Here is a 21,704-nt window from a genome sequence, read left to right on the forward strand (position 1 = left end):
GCTCAGTAGGACTTGGGCAGGCCGAGGGTCTGGTGGGAGACGTAGTTCAGGACCATCTCGCGGCTGACGGGGGCGATGCGCGCGACGCGGGACGCGGTGATCAGGGAGGCCAGCCCGTACTCCCGGGTGAGACCGTTGCCGCCGAGGGTGTGGACGGCCTGGTCGACGGCCTTCACGCAGGCTTCGCCGGCCGCGTACTTGGCCATGTTGGCGGCTTCACCGGCGCCGGTGTCGTCGCCGGAGTCGTAGAGCGCGGCCGCCTTCTGCATCATGAGCCGGGCGAGTTCCAGTTCGATGTGGGCGACGGCGAGCGGGTGCGCGACGGCCTGGTGGGCGCCGATGGGCGCCTTCCAGACCTGGCGGGTGCGGGCGTACTCGACGGCCCTGCCGAGTGCGTAGCGGCCCATGCCGATGCCGAACGCGGCGGTCATGATGCGTTCCGGGTTCAGTCCGGCGAAGAGCTGGAGCAGGCCCGTGTCCTCCTCCTCCCCGACGAGGGCGTCGGCGGGGAGCCGTACGTCGTCGAGGACCAGCTCGAACTGCTTCTCGGCGGACTGCAGTTCCATGTCGATGGGGGTGCGGTCGAAGCCGGGTGTGTCGCGGGGCACGACGAAGAGGCAGGGCTTGAGCCTCCCCGAACGGGCGTCCTCGGTGCGGCCGACGACGAGGGTGGCGTCGGATATGTCGACGCCGGAGATGAAGACCTTGCGGCCGGTGAGGACCCAGTCTCCCCCGGCGTCGCGGCGGGCGGTGGTGGTGATGCGGTGGGAGTTGGAGCCCGCGTCCGGCTCGGTGATGCCGAACGACATCGTCCGGGTGCCGTCGGAGAGGCCGGGGAGCCACGCCCGCTTCTGGGCCTCGGTGCCGAAACGGGCGATGACCGTGCCGCAGATCGCCGGGGAGACGACCATCATGAGCAGCGGGCTGCCGGCCGCGCCGAGCTCCTCCAGGACGATGGAGAGTTCGGCCATGCCGGCGCCGCCGCCGCCGTACTCCTGGGGGAGGTTGACGCCGAGGTAGCCGAGCCTGCCGGCCTCGGCCCACAGCTCGCGGGGGTGTTCGCCCTCGCGGGCCAGGGCGGTGATGTACTCCCGGCCGTACCGCTTGCCGAGCGCGGCTACGGCGGCGCGCAGCGCCGTGTGCTCTTCGGTCTCGAGGACGGTGCTCATCGGTTCGTCTCCTCCTGGTGCGCGGGGCCGTCCTGTACGACGGCGAGCAGAGCGCCGACCTCGACCTGGAGGCCGGGGGCGGCGTGGAGCGCGGTGAGGGTGCCGGTGGCGGGGGCGAGGATGCGGTGCTCCATCTTCATGGCCTCCAGCCAGATCAGCGGCTGTCCGGCCTCGACGGCCGCGCCCGGGGCGAGGCCGTCCGCGACGCGGACGACGGTGCCGGGCATGGGGGCGAGCAGGGAGCCGGGGTCGGCGGTCGCGGCCGGGTCGGTGAAGCGCGGCAGGACGGTGAAGGTGTACGAGCCGTGGGCACCGTCGACGTGGACGCGGTCGCCGTGCGGGGTGACGGTGAACCGCCGGGTGACGCCGTCCGCTTCGAGGGCCACCTGGCCGGGCCCGGGGACGGTGACGCGTTCGCCGGTGACGGGCGCGGGGCCGTCACGGCCGGTGCGGTACGCGATCTCGTGTTCGGTGCCGTCGGGTTCGCTGCGGTAGCGCTTGGTCTGGTGCTGCGAGGGCAGGTTGCGCCAGGCGCCGAAGCGGGTGGGGGCCGAGGCGGTGGCGAGCGCGGCGGCGGTGGCGGCGAGACGGCGGTCGTCCTCGCCGGCCGGGGCGGTGAGCGTGTCGAGGTGCCGGTCGTAGAAGCCGGTGTCCGGGCGGGCCGCCATGAACTCCGGGTGGCGCAGGGACCGGACGAGCAGCTCGCGGTTGGTGACCGGTCCGTGGATGCGGGCGCGTTCCAGGGAGCGGGCGAGGAGGCGTACGGCCTCGGTGCGGGTGGGGGCGTGGGCGATGACCTTGGCGAGCAGCGGGTCGTAGTGCACCCCGACCGTGTCACCGCCGGTGTACCCGGTGTCCAGGCGCAGGCCGGGCGCCGGCGGTACGTCGAGGGTGAGCAGTGCTCCGGTCTGCGGCTGCCAGTCGCGGGCGGGGTCCTCGGCGTAGAGCCGGGCCTCGACGGCGTGGCCGCCGGGCGGCGGTGGGGCCGGTGCCGGCAGGGGTGCGCCCTCGGCGACGCGCAGTTGCAGGGCGACCAGGTCGAGCCCGTACACGGCCTCGGTCACGGGGTGTTCGACCTGGAGCCGGGTGTTCATCTCCAGGAAGTACGGCTGTCCCGCGGCCGATACGAGGAACTCGACGGTCCCCGCTCCCCGGTAGCCCACCGCCCGGGCCGCGGCCACGGCGGCGTCGTGCAGCCGCTGCCGGAGGGCGTCGTCGAGGCCGGGGGCGGGGGCTTCCTCGATGACCTTCTGGTGGCGGCGCTGGAGGGAGCAGTCGCGGGTGCCGAGCGCCCACACCGTGCCCTGGGCGTCCGCCATCACCTGGACCTCGACGTGCCGGCCGCGTTCGACGTACGGCTCCGCGAAGACCTCGCCGTCCCCGAAGGCGGCGGTGGCCTCGGCGGCCGCCGCCGTCAGCTCCACGGGCAGGTCCGCGAGGTCCCGGACGACCCGCATCCCGCGTCCGCCGCCGCCGGCCGCCGCCTTGAGCAGCAACGGCAGGTCCCCGGCGGTGGCGGACGCCGGGTCGACGGGGGCGAGCAGCGGTACTCCCGCGGCGGCCATCAGCTCCTTGGCCCGGGTCTTGGACGCCATCAGCTCGACGGCCTCGACCGGTGGGCCCACCCAGAGCAGTCCCGCGTCCTGCACGGCGCGCGCGAATCCGGCGTTCTCGGAGAGGAACCCGTACCCGGGGTGCACGGCGTCGGCGCCCGCCGCGTGGGCGGCGGCCACCACCAGGTCACCGCGCAGGTAGGTGTCGCCGGGCGCGGCCCCGGGGAGGCGCACGGCGGTGTCGGCCTCCCGTACGTGCAGGGCTCCGGCGTCCGCGTCGGAGTACACGGCGACGGTGGCGATGCCCAGCGCGCGGCAGGTGCGGAAGATCCGGCAGGCGATCTCGCCCCGGTTGGCCACCAGGAGCGTACGCATCATGTCTGGCATGGCAGAGACTCTTTCCGCTGGAACACGGGGAGCGTCGGTCGGGGAACTCCGGGGCGGCGGCGGCCCGTCGGCGGGCCTCACATCCGGAAGACGCCGAAGCCGCCCCGGGCGCCCTCGACCGGTGCGGTGTGGATGGCGGACAGGCAGATCCCGAGGACGGTGCGGGTGTCGCGCGGGTCGATGACCCCGTCGTCGTACAGCCGGCCGGACAGGAACATCGGCAGGGACTCCGCCTCGATCTGCTGCTCCACCATGGCGCGCAGGCCCGCGTCGGCCTCCTCGTCGTAGGGCAGGCCCTTCGCGGCGGAGGAGGCGCGGGCGACGATCGACAGGACGCCGGCGAGCTGCTGGGGGCCCATGACGGCGGACTTGCTGCTGGGCCAGGCGAAGAGGAAGCGGGGGTCGTAGGCGCGGCCGCACATGCCGTAGTGCCCGGCGCCGTAGGAGGCGCCCATCAGTACGGACAGGTGGGGGACCCGGGAGTTGGACACCGCGTTGATCATCATGGCGCCGTGCTTGACGATGCCGCCCTGCTCGTACTCCTTGCCGACCATGTAGCCGGTGGTGTTGTGGAGGAAGAGGAGCGGGATGTCGCGCTGGTCGGCGAGCTGGATGAACTGGGCGGCCTTCTGCGACTCCTCGCTGAACAGCACGCCCTGCGCGTTGGCGAGGATGCCCACCGGGTAGCCGTGCAGACGGGCCCATCCGGTGACCAGGCTGGTCCCGTAGAGCGGCTTGAACGCGTCGAAGTCCGATCCGTCGACGATCCGGGCGATGACCTCGCGTGGGTCGAAGGGCACCTTCAGGTCGCCCGGGACGATCCCGGCCAGTTCGTCCTCGTCGTACTTCGGCGGCTCGGCGATCCCCGGATCGGGGTGCGCCTTGCGCCAGTTGAGACGGGCGACGATCCGCCGGGCCCGGCGCAGCGCGTCGTGTTCGTCGACGGCGAAGTGGTCGGCCAGTCCGGACGTGCGGGCGTGCATCTCCGCGCCGCCGAGCGATTCGTCGTCGCTCTCCTCGCCGGTGGCCATCTTCACCAGGGGCGGGCCGCCGAGGAAGACCTTCGACCGCTCCTTGATCATCACGGTGTGGTCGGACATGCCGGGGACGTACGCGCCTCCGGCGGTGGAGTTGCCGAAGACGACGGCGACGGTCGGGATGCCGGCCGCCGACAGCCGGGTGAGGTCGCGGAAGAGCGCCCCGCCCGGTATGAAGATCTCCTTCTGGGAGGGCAGGTCGGCGCCCCCCGACTCGACGAGGCTGACGCAGGGCAGCCGGTTGGCGAAGGCGATCTCGTTGGCGCGCAGGGCCTTCTTCAGCGTCCAGGGGTTGGAGGCGCCGCCGCGTACGGTCGGGTCGTTGGCCGTGATCAGGCACTCCACCCCCTCCACGACGCCGATCCCGGTGACGAGCGAGGCGCCGACCGTGTAGTCGCTGCCCCAGGCGGCGAGCGGGGAGAGTTCCAGGAACGGGGTGTCCGGGTCGACCAGCAGCTCGATGCGTTCGCGGGCGAGGAGTCTGCCGCGCTTCCGATGACGGGCCACGTACTTCTCGCCGCCGCCCGCCAGGGCCTTGGCGTGCTCGGCGTCGAGCTCGGCGAGCTTCGCGAGCATCGCCTCGCGGTGGGCGGTGTATGCGGGGCCGGTGGTGTCGAGTGCGGTGGGCAGGACGGTCATACGGCCTCCTCCGGAGGGTCCAGCAGCGCCACGGGGACGGGGAGGTGCCGTGAGCGCAGCCACTCCCCCACCGCCTTGGCCTGGGGATCGAAACGGGCCTGCGCGGCGACGCCCTCGCCGAGGAGGCCGTGGACGACGAAGTTGAGCGCCCGCAGGTTCGGCAGGACATGGCGTACGACGGTGAGCCCCGCGGTCTCCGGGAGCAGTTCCCTGAAGCGCGCGACGGTCAGCTCGTGCGCCAGCCACCGCCAGGCCGCGTCGTCGCGCACCCATACGCCGACGTTGGCGTCACCGCCCTTGTCGCCGCTGCGGGCACCGGCGACGCGGCCGAGCGGGGCGTCGCGGACGGGCCCGGCGGGCAGCGGCTCGGGGAGCGGGGGTTCCGCGACGGCCTCCAGTTCCCGGTACCGGCCGGCCGGCGGTACGTGCTCGCGCCGCCCGTCCGGCAGGACGGCCACGTGTACGGCCTCCTCCGCCGGGAGGTGCCCGGTCTCGAACACCCCGTACGGGGCGCCCTTCCCCGGGGGCGCGGTCATGTGGAAGCCCGGGTAGCTGCCCAGCGCGAGCTCGACCGCCGCCCCGGACACCGCGCGCCCGACCGCCTCGGGATCCTTGTCCCGCACGACGAGCCGGAGCAGGGCGCCGGCCGTCTCCTCCGTGGCGGCGTCGGGCCGGTCGGTGCGGGCCAGCTCCCACCGCACCTCGGCGGGGATCGTACCGGCACGGTCGAGGGCGTCGGCGAACTGCGCCCGCACGAGGGCGGCCTTGGCCTCGATGTCGAGTCCCGTCAGGACGAGGACGACCTCGTTGCGCCAGCCGCCGAGGCGGCACCGCCCGACCTTCAGCGTGGGGGGCGGGGCCTCGCCCCGCGCTCCGTTGATCCGCACCCGGTCCGGCCCGTCGGGCGTCAGCGTGACGGTGTCGAGCCGGGCGGTGACGTCGGGTCCGGCGTACCGGGCCCCTGCGGTCTCGTAGAGGAGCTGCGCGGTGACGGTGCCGATGTCGACGACGCCGCCCGTCCCGTCGTGCTTGGTGATGACGCTGCTGCCGTCCTCGTGGATCTCCGCGAGCGGGAATCCCGGGCGGCGGACGTCGTGGCCGGTGAAGAACGCGTAGTTGCCGCCGGTGGCCTGCGTCCCGCACTCCAGGACGTGCCCGGCGACGACGGCCCCGGCCAGGGCGTCGAGGTCGTCCGGTCCCCAGCCGAAACGGGCGGCGGCCGGGCCGGTGACGAGGGCCGCGTCGGTGACCCGGCCGGTGACCACGATGTCGGCCCCATCGCGCAGGCAGGCGGCGATCCCCCCGCCGCCGAGGTAGGCGTTGGCGGTGAGGTGGCCCTCGGGTACGGGCAGACCGTCGCCCTCGACGTGCGCGACGCGCACGGGGACACCCACGGTGGCGGCCAGGTCCCGTACGGCGTCGGCGAGCCCGGCGGGGTTGAGCCCGCCGGCGTTGGCGACGATCTTCACGCCCCGCTCGTGGGCGAGTCCGAGGTTGTCTTCCAGCTGCCGCAGGAACGTCGTGGCGTAGCCGCGTCTCGGATCCTTCAGGCGGCTCCTGCCGAGGATCAGCAGGGTGAGTTCGGCGAGGTAGTCGCCGGTGAGGACGTCGAGGGGGCCGCCGGTGAGCATCTCGTGCACGGCGTCGAAGCGGTCGCCGTAGAACCCGGAGGCGTTGCCGATGCGCAGCGGCCCGGTCACCGGTCCCCCTTGCGGGGCCGGCCGGTCCCCGCGGGTCCGGCGAACGCCTGCGCGATGTCCAGCCACCGGTCGGCGTCGGGGCCGGCCGCCTCGACGGCGAGGTCGTCCCGGTGCGCGCGCTGGGTGACGAGCAGGCAGAAGTCGAGGAGCGGACCGGTGATCCGCTGGGCGGCGTCCTCGGGGCCGTACACCGTCAACTCGCCCTGATCCGAGCGCAGTTCCACGCGGAACTCCTCGGCGGGAGGCTGGAGGCCCCGCACGGCGTACGCGTAGTCCCGGGCCCGTAGACCGATCCTGGCGATGTGCCGCAGCCTCGCGGTCGGCTTCCGGGCCACACCGAGCGCGTCGGCGACGTCCTGGCCGTGCGCCCAGGTCTCCATGAGCCGGGCGGTGGCCATGGAGGCCGCGCTCATGGGTGGCCCGTACCAGGGCATCCGGGATCCGGCCGGCATCCGGCGCAGGGCCTCCTGGAGCCGGGCACGTCCCTCCCGCCACTCCACGAGCAGCGCCTCGGGCGTCAGGGCGGCCACGGCCTCCCCGGCCGCCTCGTCGACGAAGGTCCCGGGGGCGGACAACGCCTTCTCCACCTCGGCGGCGAACGCGCCGGGCTCGGTGGCGGCGACCAGGGCCACCTCGTCGGTCCACGTGAGGTGGGCGATCTGGTGGGCGACGCTCCACCCCTCGGCGGGGGTCGGCGCGGCCCACTCGTGCGCGCTCAGCCCCGCTACCAGGAGGTCGAGTTCGGCGCTCTCCTGGGCCAGGTCGTCGAGCACGGCGGCGGTCACGGCCGAAGCATCGGACACGGGGCGCTCCCTCGGGGCGTGGCGGTGTGCCCTGGAGCATGGCAGTGGGACGAAAAACAAGCAAGCATGCTTGCATGATTTGCTCCCGGCCATGACAAAGACGACGGTGTACCTTCCGGAGGATCTGGAAGTGCGGCTCGACGCCGAGTCGTCGGCCACCGGGATAAGCAAGGCCGAGCTCATCAGGCGCGGCATCGCGATGCTGCTCGACGAGGCGGAGCGCCCCAAGCGGAGCCAGGAGCTTCCGGTCTTCGACAGCGGGCGCGCCCTCAGCCCTGAAGCGATGGACGACTCCGTCTACGAACACATCAAAGTGCGAGCGGCGCGCCGTTGATCATCGTCGCCGACACATCCGCCCTGTACGCCGCCTTCGACGCGGCACAGCCGGAGCACGCCGGGGCGGCGGAGATCCTCCGGCACGAACGGCTCGCCCTCTCCCCCCTGGTCATCACCGAACTCGATCACCTGGTCCACCGGGGTCTCGGTTTCCCGGCGGCGATGCAGGTGATGGAGGCGCTCAACTCCCGCATGTCGGACGGTCAGTACCGGCTGGCCGAGCTGAAGCCCGTGGACCTCGGTGCGGCTCATCAGGTGCGTCGGACCTACGAGGGACTGCGGCTCGACCTCGCGGACGCCGTGGGCGTGATCCTCGCGGATCGGTACAAGACCGACCGCATTTTCACGCTCGACCAGCGGAACTTCCGTGCCATCAGACCCCTGACACCCGGTCTCACGGCGTTCCGCATCCTGCCGGTCGACGGCTGAGCCGCATCGCCCCTAATCCGTGCGGTCCCCCTCGGCCTGCGAGGGTTCGGTACGGGGGACGTCGGGGTGTGTCTCGGGCGCCCTGCCGCGCGCGGCGGGCTCGTCGCGTTCGCCCTCGGCCTGCGAGGGGGTGTGCGCGTACAGGCCGTCGTCGTAGGCATCGGTTCCCTTGGTGGAGCCCATGGGCAGGCCTCCTTCCTCCGCTCCCTTCCATCGTGCCCCCCGCACCCGGGCCCGGCGCGGGGACGGCGTGCGGGCCGTCCGGCTGCGTACGGCACCGATGCTCGCGCCGATGACCAGGGCGATGGCCAGGGCGTCGGTCCTGGAGAGCGCCTGGTCGAGGAGGAGGAAGCCCGCCGTGGCCGCGATGGCGGGTTCGAGGCTCATCAGGACGGCGAAGGTGGGCGCGGGCAGCCGGCGCAGGGCCATGAGCTCCAGGGTGTACGGGAGGACGGAGCTCAGCAGCGCCACGGCGAACCCCAGGCCCAGCGTGGAGGGGACGACGAGGGCCGCGCCCGACTCCATGACGCCGAGCGGCAGCGACAGGGCCGCGGCCACGGCCATCGCCAGGGCCAGCCCGTCGGCCTGCGGAAAGCGCCGGCCGGTCCGTGCGCTGAAGACGATGTACGCCGCCCACATGGCACCCGCGCCCAGGGCGTACGCGGCCCCGACCGGGTCCAGGCGGTCGAAGCCTCCGCCGCTGAGCAGGACGACCCCGCAGAGCGCGAGGCCGGCCCAGACGAGGTTGACCAGCCGGCGCGAGGCGACCACGGACAGGACCAGCGGACCGAGGACCTCCAGGGTGACGGCGGCGCCCAACGGGATGCGGTCGACGGCCTGGTAGAAGAGGGTGTTCATGGCGCCCATCGCGACGCCGAACGTGACCACGGTGCCCCAGTCGGCCCGCGAGTGCCCGCGCAGTCTCGGGCGGCAGACGACCAGCAGGACGAGCGCGGCGGCGGCGAGACGCAGGGTGACGACGCCGAGCGCGCCCGCCTTCGGCATCAGCAGGACCGCGACCGCCGCGCCGAACTGGACGGAGAGCCCGCCCGCGACGACCAGGGCGACCGGGCCGAGGGCCGTCCCACGGCCGGTGGGCCGCCCCGGCCCCGCTCCGTCGAGCGCGGCGACCGCCTCGGGAACGGAGACCGCCTCGGATGCGGCGACGACTGCGGCCGGCTGGGCGGCGCTGCGCGGGTCGTTCACCGGAGACCTCTCGAAAAGTTCATCACACTGCACCGACCGTCCACCGTACGACACCGGGCGGCTGCCCGCCGCTCCCTCACCGTAGAGACCTGCGCGCGTCCCGTGAAATGCCGATTGCGCTCCCGTTATGCTCCGCAGGCATGAGCGCTGGAGAGGGTGGGGAACACGGCACGGAACCCGGTGGTGGACGCGGTGTCGAGGTCCGCCACCTCCGGGCCTTCCTGGCGATCGCGGACGAGGGGAGCATCACCCGGGCCGCCGCCCGTCTGCACCTCACCCAGCCCGTGGTCTCCCGTACGCTCGCCGCCCTGGAGCGGCATCTGGGGGCCCGGCTCGTCGACCGGTCCACCCACCACCTCGCCCTCACCGCCGACGGGGTCGCCTTCCGCGACAAGGCGGCGGTGGCGGTCGGCGCGTTCGACGAGGCTCTCGACCCGGGACGGCTGCGCCGCCGGCCGCTGCGGCTCGGGCACGCCTGGTCGGCGTTCGGTCCGTACACCACACCGCTGCTGCGCACGTGGCAGCGGCGGTATCCGCTGACGCCGCTGGACATGCTCCGCATCGACGACCGTACGGCCGGCCTCACCCGCGGCGAGGTCGACGCGGCGGTGCTGCGCGGGCCGGTGGACGCACCGGGGCTCGTCACCGAGGTCCTGTTCACCGAGGAGCGGGTCGCCGCCGTCACCGCGGACGGGCCGCTGGCCGCCCGCTCCTCCCTCGCCCTGGCCGATCTGACGCGGGAGGCCGTGGTCCTGAACACCGTCTCGGGGGCCACCACCCTCGACCTGTGGCCGCCGGACGCCCGGCCCGTCGCCATCCTCACCGTCGCCAACACCGACGACTGGCTCACCGCCATCGCGGCCGGACGCGGCAGCGGGGTCTCGGGCGCCTCCACCGCCGCCGTGCACCCGCACGCCGGGGTCACCTACCTGCCGCTCCGGGACGCGCCGCCGCTCCCCGTACTGCTGGCCCGCCGGGACGGACCCGGCCACCCCGCACTGCCCCACCTGGCCGCGCTCGCCCGGGAGATCGTCGCCGGCGGCGAGCACGCGCCGCCGGCGTGAGGGAGCCCGCACCACCGACGGGCCGGGACGCCGGCAGCGGGGGCGGTGAGCCCGCGTTCCGGGCCCCGGCCCCTCGCAGCGAGCCGGTGGGGCTACTTGGCGCAGACCGCCTTGTCCGCCTCCACGCGCTGGATCCGGTCCGGCGCCTTGCGCGGAGCGGAGAGCGGGGTGCCCGCCTCCTGGAAGTCGGGGCCCAGCGTCAGCACCATCGGGTCCATGGCGCCGGCGTCCGTCGTCGTCGGCTTCAGGGCCGAGGCCGACAGGCCCATCATTCCGGCGAGCGCGCGGGCCTGGTCCGCCTGGTTGGGGGCGTAGACGAGCTGGGTCTTCTTCACGTCCGCCGGCGCGTTGGCCTTGTTGGTGGACTTGAGCACGCCCTTGTCGTTCTGCAGCCAGTCCAGGGCGTCCTGTGCGGAACCGGCCGGTGCGCCGCCGTTGTAGACGTCCACCCGCACGTCCGCCGGGGCGGCGGTGCTGCCCTCGAGCTTCGCGGCGTCCCTGGCCTTGGCCTCGGCCTTCTCCTGCTTCTCCACCGCGGTGAAGGAGATGTCCTCGCGCATCATCGAGAACACCTGCGGGGCCTTGGACTGGTCGAGGACGACGGTGGCCTTGACCTTCTCGGCCGGGTTGTCGACCACCGGCACGGTGGTGAACGTGATGTTCTTCGGCTCGACCGAGGCCAGCTCCATGCCCAGCTTGCGGAGCTGGTTTATGTCGCTGATCTTGTCGTCGACCGTGAGCGCCTCGGTGGCGGCCTCCGCGAGGCTCCACATCCGGGTGGGGCTCGTCAGCGTGTCGTTCGACTTCAGCTTCCTCATCAGGGAGCCCAGGAACTGCTGCTGGATCTCGATCCGGCTCAGGTCGCCGCCGAAACCGACGGAGTGCCTCGTACGCAGGAAGGCCAGGGCCTGCTCACCGTCGAGGGTGTGCTCGCCCTCGGAGAGCTTCAGGTGCGAGTCCGGGTCGTCGATGTCCTTGGCGAGGCAGACGTCCACGCCGTCGACCGCGGCGGTCAGGGTCTTGACGGCGTTGAAGTCGGCCACCATGAAGTGGTCGACCTTCATGCCGGTGAGCTCCGTGACGGTGCGCATGGTGCAGCTGGGGGTGCGGTCGTACTGCCCGAGACTCTCGTTGAAGCGCCTGGCCGGGGTGGCCGGGATGTCCTTCGTCGAGCCGTCGTCCTGGGTGGTGGGGCAGTCCGGGATGTCGGTTATCAGGTCGCGCGGGATGCTCAGGGCGGTCGCGTTCGTACGGTCCTTGGAGACGTGGAAGAGGATCGTGGTGTCGGCGTGGCCGACGCTTCCCTTGTCCCCGTAGCCCTCGTTGCCCTCGCCGGTCCGCTTGTCCGTCCCGATCACCAGGACGTTGATCGGCCGGTCCTTGCTGAAGCCGCCCGTGCCCGCGCCGTCGCTGGAGACGGAGGTGATGTTGCCGTTGAAGTGCTCGTAGACGAGGTACCCGGCCGTACCGACGCCCAGCAGGACGAAGGCGAGCACCCCGCCGGTCCAGACCAGCGCCTTCTTCTTGGCGGACTTCCGGGGCGGCGGCCTGCGCCGGCCCGCGGGCGGGGCGTCCGCCGCAGCCCGGGCGCCCGCCCGGCCGGCCGCCCGGCCGCCCGGCTGACGCGCGCCGTCCCGGCCTCCGCGGCCACCCGTGCCCCTGCGTCCGCCGCGCTGGCCCGGTACGGAGGCCCGGCCGCCGGACGGCTCGCCCGTGGGGGCGGGGTCGCGGCGCCGGCCCGCAGCGGACGCTCTGGAGCCCGACGTGCCGGACGGTGCGGCCGGTCGCCCTGCGGAGGGCGTCAGTCGCAGTTCGTAATCGCCGGTGTCCGGGTTGAGTACCCACTGGTCTGCGGGGTCGATGTTCTCGTCCCGCCCACGGCCTTGCGCGTCCACGGTTGCCTGCGTCCTCCGTCGGGGCCCACGCGGCACCTCCCCCTCAAGGTGCGCGGTGTGTCTTACGGCAGTGCCGCGACCTGGGGGGTCGGCTGCACCCGAGCGCTCACACTAGCCGCCCGCCCGCCCGGGGGCGACGATCACGGTAATTCAGGCCCTCCGCAGGGGACATAGCGGCATATTCCCTGCCGACTTCCCCTCCGTACCGTCCACCAGGACCCCTCGACTCCCCCTCGCAGAACACTCAGAAGTCGCCAGGGGGCGCTTTTCAGCCAGGTTTCAAACAGAAGTGGCCACAAGGAAACCCCAAACAAGTCATCAATTCTCCTATAGTTGCCCTGGCTTGATCAGGAAGAACCAGCTCCCCTGGTGGCTCTTTCCTCGCCGAGGCACCGAAACATCCGGAACGTCCCTTCCCCGCACCGTCCGCCCCGAGGACTCCGATTGCGCCCTTCACTCCGGCCGACCGCACTCGCCCTGCTGATCTCGGCAGCCGTCACCGGTTCCCTGTGCCTGTGGGCGGTCGCCGCCGCTCCCGATGCGGTGCGGACCCCGCTGGCCTGGGGGGCGGGCGCCGCTTCCCTGGCACTGTGCACCGCGGTGGCCGTCACCGTCCACACACTCGGCTCGGCACGTCGTCTGCGGGCCCTGCGGGCCGCCGACGCCGAACGCTTCACCGCCGAGACCTCGCGTCTCGTCTCGGCCTCCGCCGCCGAGGCGCAGCGCTTCACCGCCGAGACGGCCCGCATCCGGTCGGCCGCCGCGGCCGAGACCGGCCGGGTCACGGCCGCGGCCGAGGACCGGGTCGCCCAGGTGACCGCAGAGGCGGCCGAGCAGCACACCCGGCTCACCGCCGAGGTCGCGCGGCTCACCGCCCGGGTCCGGCGCAGCGAGACCGAACGCTCCGCCGCCGTCGCCGCCTGCGCCAACGCCGCCGGCCGCATGCAGGCCCTGGCCACGAGCATGCTGGCCGACCTGCGCGAGATGGAACACCGGCACACCGCCGAGGACGTCCTGGGTGACCTGCTGCACCTGGACCACCGCACCGCCCAGGCGGGCCGCCTCGCCGACTCCATCGCCGTGCTGACGGGCGCCCGCTCCGGTCGGCGCTGGGCGAAGCCGATCGTGATGGAGTCGATCCTGCGCGGCGCGATGGGCCGGATCGGCGGCTACCAGCGCATCCGTCTGCACTCCACCAGTGACGTGGCGATCGCCGGTCACGCCGCCGAGGGCGTCATGCACGCCCTCGCGGAACTCCTCGACAACGCGGCCAACTTCTCGCCGCCCACCGCCGAGGTCCACGTGTACGTGGAGGAGGTCCCGGCGGGCATCGTCGTCACCGTGGAGGACAGCGGCCTCGTGATGAGCGAGGTGCAGCTGCGTCGCGCGGAGCGGGCCGTGTCCACCGAGAACCAGGACCTCACGGGTCTGTCCGGCACCCGGCTCGGTCTCGCCGTCGTCGGCCGGCTGGCCCGTAAGCACGGGCTCACCGTCTCCTTCCGGCCGTCGGCACGCGGCGGTACGGGCGCGCTGATGATGCTGCCGCAGGAGCTCATCTCCCGCGTCCCCGCCTCCGCACCCGTCCCGGCGCAGGCCGCCGTCCGTGCGCCCGCGCCCGCACCGGCCGCCGCCCCCGAGCCGGAGCCGGACCACGCGACGGCCGCGCCCCCGGCGGGCTCCCCCCGCCCCGCGGCGGAGTCCCCGTCCGAATCGACCGGTGCCGTCCCGCAGTTCGGCGAGAGCGGCCTGCCCAAGCGCCGCCGCGGCCGCACCCTGGCCGCCGCCGAGTCCCGTACCGGCAACGCCGTCCACGGCGGAGCCGACGCCCCCCGGCCCCGTACGACCGACCCGAAGGTCCAGGCCGCACGCTTCAGCACCTTCAGCCAGGCCGTACGAGCCAACTCCCCGCACCCGGAAGGCAACACCCGATGACCGCGACCACCGACGAGAAGCTCAACTGGCTGCTGGAGGGCCTGCTGGAGCGCACGCCCGGCACCCGGCACGCCCTGGTCCTGTCCCGGGACGGCCTGAAGCTGTGCCGTACCCCCGAGCTCTCCGTCGACCAGGCCGATCAGCTGGCCGCCATCTCCGCCGGCATCCAGAGCCTTTCGCACGGCGCGTCCGTCGAGTTCGGGGACGGCACCGGTGGCGTACGGTCCGCGATGGCCGAGTTCTACGGCGGTGTGCTGTTCATCGTCGAGGCGGGTGCGGGCGCGCATCTCGCCGTCGTGGCCGCCGAGGACTCCGACGTCGGCCTGGTCGGCCACAACATGAGCGAACTCGTCGAGCAGCTCGGCGAGTACCTCGTCGCCCCGCCGCGCTCCTCGGCGCCCGGGGCCCCGGCGGCGGAAACCGCGGACGTATGACGTCCGTGCCGCGCCCCCGCCCCGGACGCGACGACGATCCGGACCGGCTGTACACCCTCACCGGTGGCCGCAGCCGGTCCGACTCGGCCGCGTTCGACCTGGTGACGCTCGTCGTCGCCGAGTGCGATCCGAACCCCGGGATGCAGTCGGAGCACACCGCGATCCTGCGGATGTGCCAACGCCCCACCGCGGTCGTCGAGATCTCGGCCACCCTGAATCTGCCCGTCAGCATCGTCCGCATCATGCTCTGCGACCTGCTCGACACCGGCCGGATCAGCGCCCGCCACCCCCGTACTGCACGTGTCGCGGACCGGCTCCCCGACACCGACACCCTGGAACAGGTGCTCGTTGGACTCCGCAACCTCTGACCGTGCCGCCCTGCAGGCGACAGCCGACAACGGACTGAAGATCGTCGTCGTCGGCGGCTTCGGGGTCGGCAAGACCACCATGGTCCGTTCCGTGAGCGAGATCCGCCCGCTCAACACGGAAGAGACCATGACCAGCGCGGGCGAGGCCGTCGACGACCTCGCGGGTGTGCAGTCGAAGACGTCCACCACGGTCGCCTTCGACTTCGGCCGGATCACCCTGGACGCGCGCTCGGTGCTCTACCTCTTCGGCGCGCCCGGGCAGGAACGCTTCTGGTTCCTGTGGGACCGCCTGTTCTCCGGGACCCTGGGTGCCGTCGTCCTCGTCGACACCCGGCGGCTCGCCGACTCCTGGTACGCGATCGACCGGCTCGAGCACCACGGCACGCCGTTCATCGTCGCGTGCAACGACTTCGGCGGCCCGCTCCACACCGAGCAGCAGATCCGCGAGGCGCTGGACCTCTCCCCCGACGTGCCGCTCGTCGAGTGCGACGCGCGGGACCGGTCCTCCAGCAAGTACGTCCTGATCACCCTCGTCGAACACCTCTACGCGCTCTCCGCCGCCCGCGCGGCGACCGCGGACCCCGCCCTGGCCGGGAGCACCGCCACCGCGCCGGCCGCACAGACCCCGGAGCCCACACCGTGAGCGGATGCCCCGTGTCCCACGGGTCCGTACCCCTGTCCGGACCACAGTTCCAGGCCGACCCCGCGCGGCTCTACCGGGACATGCGACGCGACCACGGCGCCGTCGCCCCGGTGACGCTCGACGGGAACGTCCCCGCCTGGCTGATCCTCGGCTACCGCGAGCTCCACCAGGTCACCAACGACCCGGTGCTCTTCAGCCGCGACTCGGAGCTGTGGAACCAGTGGGACTCGATCCCGGGCGACTGGCCGCTGATGCCCATGATCGGCCGCAAGCAACCGTCGATCCTCTACACGGTCGGCGAGCGGCACACCGTACGCGCGGCCATGATCAGCAACGCCCTCGAGGCCGTCGACCCGTTCGCGCTCAAGCAGTACGCGGAGGAGTTCGCCGACGCACTCATCGACCGGTTCTGCTCCGTGGGCCGCACCGACATCATCGCCGAGTACGCGATGCTGCTCCCCGCCCTCGTCCTCGCGCGGCTCTACGGCTTCTCCAACGAGGTCGGCGCCCCCCTCGTCGGCGCGCTGAACGACATGATCGACGGCCGCGAGCGGGCCCTGGCCGGGCAGCAGCACCTCGGCTCGTCCATGGCGCAGCTCCTCGCGGACAAGCACGCCGAGCCGGGGGACGACGTCGCCACCCGGATGCTGGAGGACCCGGGCGGCTTCACCGACGAGGAGGTCGCCCAGGACCTCATGGTCATGATGGCCGCGGGCCACCAGCCGACCGCCGACTGGATGGGCAACTCCCTGCGCCTGATGCTGACCGACGACCGTTTCGCCGCCTCGCTCTCCGGCGGCCGGCACAGCGTCGCCGAGGCCATGAACGAGGTGCTCTGGGAGGACACCCCCACCCAGAACGTGGCGGGCCGCTGGGCCTCCCGTGACACCCACCTCGGCGGGCGCCACATCCGCGCCGGCGACCTGCTCCTCCTCGGCATCGCCGCCGCGAACGGCGACCCCCAGGTGCGCACCGACGGGTCCACGCTGACCGGCGGCAACAACGCCTTCCTCTCCTTCGGCCACGGCGAGCACCGCTGCCCCTTCCCGGCCCAGGAGACCGCCGAGGTCATCGCCCGTACGGGGATCGAGGTGCTCCTGGACCGCCTTCCGGACGTCGACCTCGCCGTCCCGGAGGAACAGCTGACCCGGCGCCCGTCCCCCTGGCTGTCCGGTCTGACGGACCTGCCGGTGCACTTCACTCCCACCCCCGCCCTTGGAGGCCCGTCATGACCCGGATCGTCCTCGATCCATTCGTCGCCGACCTGGACGGCGAGAGCGCCGCCCTGCGCGCCGCCGGACCGCTGGCCGAGGTCGAGCTTCCCGGCGGGGTGCACTGCTACGCCGTCACCCGTCACGCCGAGGCGCGCCAACTGCTCACCGACAGCCGGGTGGTCAAGGACATCGACGTCTGGTCCGCGTGGCAGCGGGGCGAGATACCGATGGACTGGCCGCTGATCGGCCTCGCCAACCCGGGCCGCTCGATGCTGACGGTGGACGGTGCCGAGCACCGCAGGCTGCGCACCCTGGTCGCGCAGGCGCTGACCGTGAAGCGGGTCGAGCGGCTGCGGGCCGGTATCGAGGCGCTGACGAACGCGAGCCTGGACCGGCTCGCGGCGCTGCCGACGGGGGAGACGGTCGACCTGAAGGCCGAGTTCGCCTACCCGCTGCCGATGAACGTCATCAGCGAGCTCATGGGGGTGGACGCCTCCGACCACCCCCGGCTCAAGGAGCTGTTCGAGAAGTTCTTCTCGACGCAGACCCCGCCGGCCGAGGTCCCGCAGATGATGGCGGATCTCGGCGCCCTCTTCACGAAGATCGTGGACGGCAAGCGCGCGAACCCGGGCGACGACCTGACCAGCGCGCTGATCGCCGCCTCCGAGGACGGCGACCACCTCACGGACGAGGAGATCGTCAACACCCTCCAGCTGATCATCGCGGCCGGCCACGAGACCACGATCAGCCTGATCGTCAACGCCGTCGAGGCCCTCCAGACCCACCCCGAGCAGCGCGAGCGCGTGCTGAACGGGGAGGTGCCGTGGGAGAACGTGATCGAGGAGACGCTGCGCTGGAACACCCCGACCTCGCACGTCCTGTTCCGCTTCGCGACCGAGGACATCGAGGTCGGCGACAGGGTGCTGCCCAAGGGCGAGGCGCTGATCGTCTCCTTCGGCGCGCTCGGCCGGGACGAGAAGCAGTACGGGCCGACCGCCGGTGACTTCGACGTCACCCGCTCGCCGAACCGCCACATCGCCTTCGGTCACGGCCCGCACGTCTGTCCGGGTGCCGCCCTGTCCCGGCTGGAGGCGGGCGTGGCGCTGCCCGCGCTGTACGAGCGCTTCCCGGACCTCGACCTCGCGGTACCGGCGTCCGAACTGCGCAACAAGCCCATCGTCACCCAGAACGACCTGTACGAACTCCCGGTCGAGCTGGGCTGATCTTCGTACCGCACGGGCCGTCCACCGGCCGGAGCGCGCGTCTCATCCGACGGACACGGTTCCCCCTCCGTGTCCGGGAGGGACTACGCTCCGGCTCGTGGCCGATATCCAGATTCCCGCTGACATCAAGCCCGCCGACGGACGTTTCGGCGCCGGCCCCTCCAAGGTGCGGACGGAGGCGCTCGACGCGCTGGCCGCCACCGGCACCTCTCTTCTCGGCACGTCCCACCGCCAGGCCCCGGTCAAGAACCTGGTCGGCGAGGTACGGGACGGTGTGCGGAGCCTCTTCTCCCTCCCCGAGGGTTACGAGGTCGTCCTGGGCAACGGTGGCTCCACCGCGTTCTGGGACGTCGCGACGCACGGCCTGATCGAGAACAGGTCCCAGCACCTGAACTTCGGCGAGTTCTCGTCGAAGTTCGCGAAAGCCGCCAAACTCGCCCCGTGGCTCGCCGACCCGACCGTCATCTCCTCCGACCCGGGGACCCACCCGGACCCGAAGGCCGAGGCGGGCGTCGACGTCTACGCGCTGACGCACAACGAGACCTCCACCGGTGTCGCGGCCCCCGTCGAACGGGTCGCGGGCGCCGACGAGGGGGCCCTCGTCCTGGTGGACGCCACGTCCGGAGCGGGCGGTCTCCCGGTCGACATCACCGAGACCGACGTCTACTACTTCGCCCCGCAGAAGTCCTTCGCCTCCGACGGCGGGCTGTGGATCGGCGTGTTCTCCCCGGCGGCCCTGGACCGCGCCGCGCGGATCCACGCATCCGGCCGGCACGTCCCGGAGTTCTTCTCGCTGCCCACGGCGATCGACAACTCGCTGAAGAACCAGACGTACAACACCCCGGCGCTGGCCACCCTCTTCCTGCTGAACGAGCAGCTGAAGTGGATGAACACCCAGGGCGGCCTGGACTTCACGACCGGCCGCACGGCCGCGTCCTCGCAGGCCCTGTACGGCTGGGCGGAGAAATCCGCGTACGCCACCCCGTTCGTCACCGACCCGGCGAAGCGCTCGCAGGTCATCGGCACGATCGACTTCGAGGACGGCGTCGACGCGGCGGCGGTCGCGAAGGCGCTCCGCGCCAACGGCATCGTGGACACCGAGCCGTACCGCAAGCTGGGCCGCAACCAGCTGCGCGTGGCGATGTTCCCGGCGATCGACCCGGCGGACGTCGAGGCGTTGACGGCGTGCATCGACTACGTGATCGAGAACCTGTAGCGGTCACCCGCCCGCGAACGGCCCTGCACACGTCGTGAAACGCGTGCAGGGCCGTTTCTGCTTCACTCGGCCGGGTGACGGATTCCGTCCGTGCCCCGTCCGGGCGCGCCGTCCTTCCATGATGGTCTCGACACCAGCCATTCCAGGAGGCCCGCAATGTCTGCAGCAGCAGTCGAGCACCCCTGTGACGATGAGCCGGAACCGATGCTCGTGACGGCGAACCACCTCATGGAGCAGCTTCCGGGTTATCGCGTCGAGATCATCGGAGGCGTCATCACCGTGGCCCCACGCCCGGACGGCCCGCACGCCAACGCGCTGACCACACTCATGATCCCTTTTCTGGCCGCAGGGCTTCACGGCGACGAGGCCAGGGTCCTCCAGGCGATCGGCCTGTGGCTGCCCGGCGGCCCCGAGGACTACGCCATCCCTGATCTGGCCCTCGTGGACGCCGATTTCGACGAGCACCTGGTCGAGAACAACTGCTACGACCCGGCCGTGTTCCGCCTGGTGCTGGAGGTGACCTCCAGCAACTACCGGAACGACCTGCGCAACAAGGTCGCCACGTACGCCGAGGCCAAGATCCCCGTCTACGTGATCGTCGACCGCAGGCACGGCCGCGTCCACGTCCTGACGGTCCCCACCGGCGGGACGTACGACAACCACGAGGTGTACTCACCGGGCCAGACGGTGACGCTCCCCGATTCCATCGGCGCCGAGGTGACCCTCGACGTGGAGGACCTGGTGAAGGCCGGGCGCCCCCGCGCGTAAGGCCCGCACGGCGCCGTTGTCGGTGCCGGTTGCTACGTTCCCCGGATGACGACCACGCCGAAGACCGTGCCGTACACCGGTGGCGAGAAGGAATCCCTGCACGCGAGTCTCGACCGGCACCGTGACGTGGTGCTGTGGAAGCTTCAGGGGCTGGACGACGAACAACTGCGCCGCCCCATGACCCCGAGCGGCACCCATCTCCTGGGCCTGGTCAAGCACCTGGCCACCGTCGAATACGGCTGGTTCTGCAGCACGTTCGGCCGGCGGACGGAGGAGTTCTGGTTCGACCCGGCCCGTGACGACATGACGGTCGCCCCGGACGAGTCGACCGCTGACATCCTCGCCTTCTACGCCCGGGCGCGCGCCGCCGCCGACCGGTCGATCGAGGAGACGGACCTGGACACCACGGGCACCTCCTGGAACGGCACCACGGTGTCCATGCGCTGGGTGCTGGTCCACATGCTGGAGGACGTCCTGCGGCACGCCGGGCACATGGACATCGTCCGGGAGCTGCTCGACGGGGCGACGGGCTCTCACCCGGTCTCCTGATCTCCCCCCGTGCGGCGCCAGCGGACCTCACCCTCCTCGCGCTCGTCCGTGGGCACCAGGCCCGCCGCCTCGGCGACGGCGGCGGAGGCTTTGTGGCCGGGGTGGACATGGGCGACGACGGTACGGACGCCCGCGGTGCCCATGAGGTGCGCGACCAGGCCCCGCGCGGCCTCCTTCGCGTATCCCCGGCCCTGCCGACCGGCCCCCACCACCCAGGCGACTTCGGCGTGTTCTCCACGCACGGTGGCCTGGACGTACCCGGCCAGGCCACCGTCGGCGCGTACCCGGAGCACCCAGTTCCACCACAGCTCGCCCGGTACCGGTGAGCCGGCGGTCCAGCGTTCGTAGCGGGCGCGCAGGGTGTCCGTGTCCTCCGGGGCGCCTCCCGTGTACGTGTACAGGGCGGGGTCGGAGAGGACCCGCGCCATCTCGTCGGCGTGCACGGGGTCGACGGGGACCGCGTCGAGTCGGGCGGTGGAGAAGGGTTCCGGCTGCACGGGCCGATCGTACGGGGCAGGGATCGGCGGCTGCGACGCCGGAGCCCGCGGACGGGCGGCGGGGTGGTGGCACCGGCCGTGGAGCGGGACGGGCAGGAAGGAACGCACCGGGGAGCCGGGCCGCCGGGGGCGCCGGCAGCCGGGGAGGCGACGCCGAGCAAGGTTCCATACGTCACAAAAGACCTGTATCGCCCGATTCGGGCACCATGGAACGTATGGAGACGATCAGCGAACTGGAACCCTTCGTGAAGCAGTACACCGTCCTGCTGAGCAGCCGCCGGCCGAACGGAACACTCGCCCACACCCCGGTCAGCATCGCCGTCGAGGGCGATCACGCCTTCATCCGCACGTTCTCGTCGGCGTGGAAGGTGGACCGCATGCGCAACCATCCCGTCGTGGACATCTCCCCGTGCACCGTGCGCGGCGCGCCCACGGGCCCGCCCATGAAGGCCTGGGCACGGCTCCTGCAGCCGGGCACCAAGGAGGACGTCCACGCGGCCCGGACCCTCTCCCGCAAGTACCCGGCCCTGCACGGTGTGGTGGTCCCCCTCCTGCACCGGCTGAAGCGCGACCGGACCCTGCACTACGAGCTGCGCCCCCATTCCGAGGAGCGCTGAACGGCCTCCGGGCCGCTCCCGCGCC

The 21,704-nt window shown here is 72.5% G+C and carries 20 protein-coding genes and 1 pseudogene; 13 read left to right on the forward strand and 8 right to left on the reverse strand.

The window, feature by feature from the left end:
* Positions 1–2: 2 nt before the first annotated feature.
* The 5 genes from BA175_RS12055 to BA175_RS12075 form a co-directional block, all read right to left on the reverse strand.
* Positions 3–1,169, reverse strand: a complete 1,167-nt coding sequence (locus tag BA175_RS12055) for an acyl-CoA dehydrogenase family protein (RefSeq protein ID WP_069171290.1) — start codon at positions 1,167–1,169, stop codon at positions 3–5.
* Positions 1,166–3,100 carry an ATP-binding protein gene (locus BA175_RS12060; protein WP_069171291.1) on the reverse strand — a complete coding sequence of 645 codons (1,935 nt, stop codon included), beginning with the start codon at positions 3,098–3,100 and terminating at the stop codon, positions 1,166–1,168. Before BA175_RS12060 ends, BA175_RS12055 begins: the two co-directional genes overlap by 4 nt.
* An 86-nt stretch (positions 3,101–3,186) precedes the next feature.
* The gene (locus BA175_RS12065) at positions 3,187–4,785 is read right to left on the reverse strand and encodes an acyl-CoA carboxylase subunit beta (protein WP_069171292.1); all 1,599 of its coding nucleotides are present in this window, start codon (positions 4,783–4,785) and stop codon (positions 3,187–3,189) included.
* Entirely contained in the window at positions 4,782–6,485 is a 1,704-nt protein-coding gene (locus tag BA175_RS12070) for an acyclic terpene utilization AtuA family protein (protein ID WP_069171293.1), read from the reverse strand. The genes BA175_RS12065 and BA175_RS12070 overlap by 4 nt, the downstream gene beginning before the upstream one ends.
* Positions 6,482–7,288 carry a TIGR03084 family metal-binding protein gene (locus BA175_RS12075; RefSeq protein WP_069171294.1) on the reverse strand — a complete coding sequence of 269 codons (807 nt, stop codon included), beginning with the start codon at positions 7,286–7,288 and terminating at the stop codon, positions 6,482–6,484. Before BA175_RS12075 ends, BA175_RS12070 begins: the two co-directional genes overlap by 4 nt.
* Before the next feature lie 91 nt (positions 7,289–7,379).
* Here BA175_RS12075 and BA175_RS12080 point away from each other — a divergent pair, with 91 nt between their 5' ends.
* A complete protein-coding gene (locus BA175_RS12080) occupies positions 7,380–7,622 on the forward strand; it encodes a ribbon-helix-helix domain-containing protein (protein WP_079159507.1) in 243 nt (80 codons plus the stop codon).
* Complete coding sequence (locus BA175_RS12085; protein WP_069171295.1) at positions 7,619–8,053, forward strand: PIN domain-containing protein; 435 nt, start codon at positions 7,619–7,621, stop codon at positions 8,051–8,053. The genes BA175_RS12080 and BA175_RS12085 overlap by 4 nt, the downstream gene beginning before the upstream one ends.
* A 237-nt stretch (positions 8,054–8,290) precedes the next feature.
* Here the strand turns inward: BA175_RS12085 and BA175_RS12090 are convergent.
* A pseudogene (locus tag BA175_RS12090) lies at positions 8,291–9,259 on the reverse strand (EamA family transporter); the annotation flags it as partial.
* A gap of 140 nt (positions 9,260–9,399) precedes the next feature.
* Between BA175_RS12090 and BA175_RS12095 the strand changes: the two are divergent.
* Positions 9,400–10,323: a LysR family transcriptional regulator gene (locus BA175_RS12095; RefSeq protein ID WP_069171296.1), complete on the forward strand. Its 924-nt coding sequence runs from the start codon at positions 9,400–9,402 to the stop codon at positions 10,321–10,323.
* A gap of 92 nt (positions 10,324–10,415) precedes the next feature.
* Here BA175_RS12095 and BA175_RS12100 read toward each other — a convergent pair whose 3' ends face one another.
* On the reverse strand, positions 10,416–12,218 hold the full coding sequence (locus tag BA175_RS12100) for an LCP family protein (protein WP_069171297.1): 1,803 nt from the start codon (positions 12,216–12,218) through the stop codon (positions 10,416–10,418).
* Between the two features lie 444 nt (positions 12,219–12,662).
* Here BA175_RS12100 and BA175_RS12105 point away from each other — a divergent pair, with 444 nt between their 5' ends.
* The 9 genes from BA175_RS12105 (at position 12,663) to BA175_RS12145 (ending at position 20,565) form a co-directional block, all read left to right on the forward strand.
* Positions 12,663–14,150 (forward strand): sensor histidine kinase, encoded by a 1,488-nt coding sequence (locus tag BA175_RS12105; RefSeq protein ID WP_069171298.1) that lies wholly within the window; start codon positions 12,663–12,665, stop codon positions 14,148–14,150.
* Complete coding sequence (locus BA175_RS12110) at positions 14,147–14,584, forward strand: roadblock/LC7 domain-containing protein (protein WP_069171299.1); 438 nt, start codon at positions 14,147–14,149, stop codon at positions 14,582–14,584. The genes BA175_RS12105 and BA175_RS12110 overlap by 4 nt, the downstream gene beginning before the upstream one ends.
* Positions 14,581–14,952, forward strand: coding sequence for a DUF742 domain-containing protein (locus BA175_RS12115; protein WP_069171300.1), 372 nt, complete (start codon positions 14,581–14,583; stop codon positions 14,950–14,952). The genes BA175_RS12110 and BA175_RS12115 overlap by 4 nt, the downstream gene beginning before the upstream one ends.
* Positions 14,933–15,595: a GTP-binding protein gene (locus tag BA175_RS12120; RefSeq protein WP_069171301.1), complete on the forward strand. Its 663-nt coding sequence runs from the start codon at positions 14,933–14,935 to the stop codon at positions 15,593–15,595. The genes BA175_RS12115 and BA175_RS12120 overlap by 20 nt, the downstream gene beginning before the upstream one ends.
* Positions 15,592–16,827 carry a cytochrome P450 gene (locus BA175_RS12125; protein ID WP_069171302.1) on the forward strand — a complete coding sequence of 412 codons (1,236 nt, stop codon included), beginning with the start codon at positions 15,592–15,594 and terminating at the stop codon, positions 16,825–16,827. The genes BA175_RS12120 and BA175_RS12125 overlap by 4 nt, the downstream gene beginning before the upstream one ends.
* Positions 16,824–18,032 carry a cytochrome P450 family protein gene (locus tag BA175_RS12130; protein ID WP_069171303.1) on the forward strand — a complete coding sequence of 403 codons (1,209 nt, stop codon included), beginning with the start codon at positions 16,824–16,826 and terminating at the stop codon, positions 18,030–18,032. The genes BA175_RS12125 and BA175_RS12130 overlap by 4 nt, the downstream gene beginning before the upstream one ends.
* Positions 18,033–18,129: 97 nt before the next feature.
* Positions 18,130–19,248 (forward strand): phosphoserine transaminase, encoded by a 1,119-nt coding sequence (serC, locus tag BA175_RS12135; RefSeq protein WP_069171304.1) that lies wholly within the window; start codon positions 18,130–18,132, stop codon positions 19,246–19,248.
* Positions 19,249–19,404: 156 nt separating this feature from the next.
* The gene (locus BA175_RS12140) at positions 19,405–20,016 is read left to right on the forward strand and encodes a Uma2 family endonuclease (RefSeq protein ID WP_069171305.1); all 612 of its coding nucleotides are present in this window, start codon (positions 19,405–19,407) and stop codon (positions 20,014–20,016) included.
* Between the two features lie 45 nt (positions 20,017–20,061).
* Entirely contained in the window at positions 20,062–20,565 is a 504-nt protein-coding gene (locus BA175_RS12145) for a DinB family protein (protein ID WP_069171306.1), read from the forward strand.
* Here BA175_RS12145 and BA175_RS12150 read toward each other — a convergent pair.
* Positions 20,550–21,062 (reverse strand): GNAT family N-acetyltransferase, encoded by a 513-nt coding sequence (locus tag BA175_RS12150; RefSeq protein WP_254667856.1) that lies wholly within the window; start codon positions 21,060–21,062, stop codon positions 20,550–20,552. The two genes, BA175_RS12145 and BA175_RS12150, sit on opposite strands and share 16 nt — an antisense overlap.
* A 215-nt stretch (positions 21,063–21,277) precedes the next feature.
* Here BA175_RS12150 and BA175_RS12155 point away from each other — a divergent pair, with 215 nt between their 5' ends.
* On the forward strand, positions 21,278–21,679 hold the full coding sequence (locus BA175_RS12155) for a PPOX class F420-dependent oxidoreductase (protein WP_069171307.1): 402 nt from the start codon (positions 21,278–21,280) through the stop codon (positions 21,677–21,679).
* Positions 21,680–21,704 lie beyond the last annotated feature (25 nt).

The organism is Streptomyces griseus, from assembly GCF_001715295.1.
Taxonomy (GTDB): Bacteria; Actinomycetota; Actinomycetes; order Streptomycetales; family Streptomycetaceae; genus Streptomyces; species Streptomyces griseus_G.

Excerpts from the sequence above, each read along its gene's own strand:
- BA175_RS12115 (WP_069171300.1), top strand. The coding sequence starts at position 14,581 with ATGACGTCCGTGCCGCGCCCCCGCCCCGGACGCGACGACGATCCGGAC.
- BA175_RS12055 (WP_069171290.1), bottom strand. The coding sequence starts at position 1,169 with ATGAGCACCGTCCTCGAGACCGAAGAGCACACGGCGCTGCGCGCCGCC.
- BA175_RS12140 (WP_069171305.1), top strand. The coding sequence starts at position 19,405 with ATGTCTGCAGCAGCAGTCGAGCACCCCTGTGACGATGAGCCGGAACCG.
- BA175_RS12130 (WP_069171303.1), top strand. The coding sequence starts at position 16,824 with ATGACCCGGATCGTCCTCGATCCATTCGTCGCCGACCTGGACGGCGAG.
- BA175_RS12065 (WP_069171292.1), bottom strand. The coding sequence starts at position 4,785 with ATGACCGTCCTGCCCACCGCACTCGACACCACCGGCCCCGCATACACC.
- BA175_RS12145 (WP_069171306.1), top strand. The coding sequence starts at position 20,062 with ATGACGACCACGCCGAAGACCGTGCCGTACACCGGTGGCGAGAAGGAA.
- BA175_RS12110 (WP_069171299.1), top strand. The coding sequence starts at position 14,147 with ATGACCGCGACCACCGACGAGAAGCTCAACTGGCTGCTGGAGGGCCTG.
- BA175_RS12155 (WP_069171307.1), top strand. The coding sequence starts at position 21,278 with ATGGAGACGATCAGCGAACTGGAACCCTTCGTGAAGCAGTACACCGTC.
- BA175_RS12060 (WP_069171291.1), bottom strand. The coding sequence starts at position 3,100 with ATGATGCGTACGCTCCTGGTGGCCAACCGGGGCGAGATCGCCTGCCGG.
- BA175_RS12080 (WP_079159507.1), top strand. The coding sequence starts at position 7,380 with ATGACAAAGACGACGGTGTACCTTCCGGAGGATCTGGAAGTGCGGCTC.
- BA175_RS12095 (WP_069171296.1), top strand. The coding sequence starts at position 9,400 with ATGAGCGCTGGAGAGGGTGGGGAACACGGCACGGAACCCGGTGGTGGA.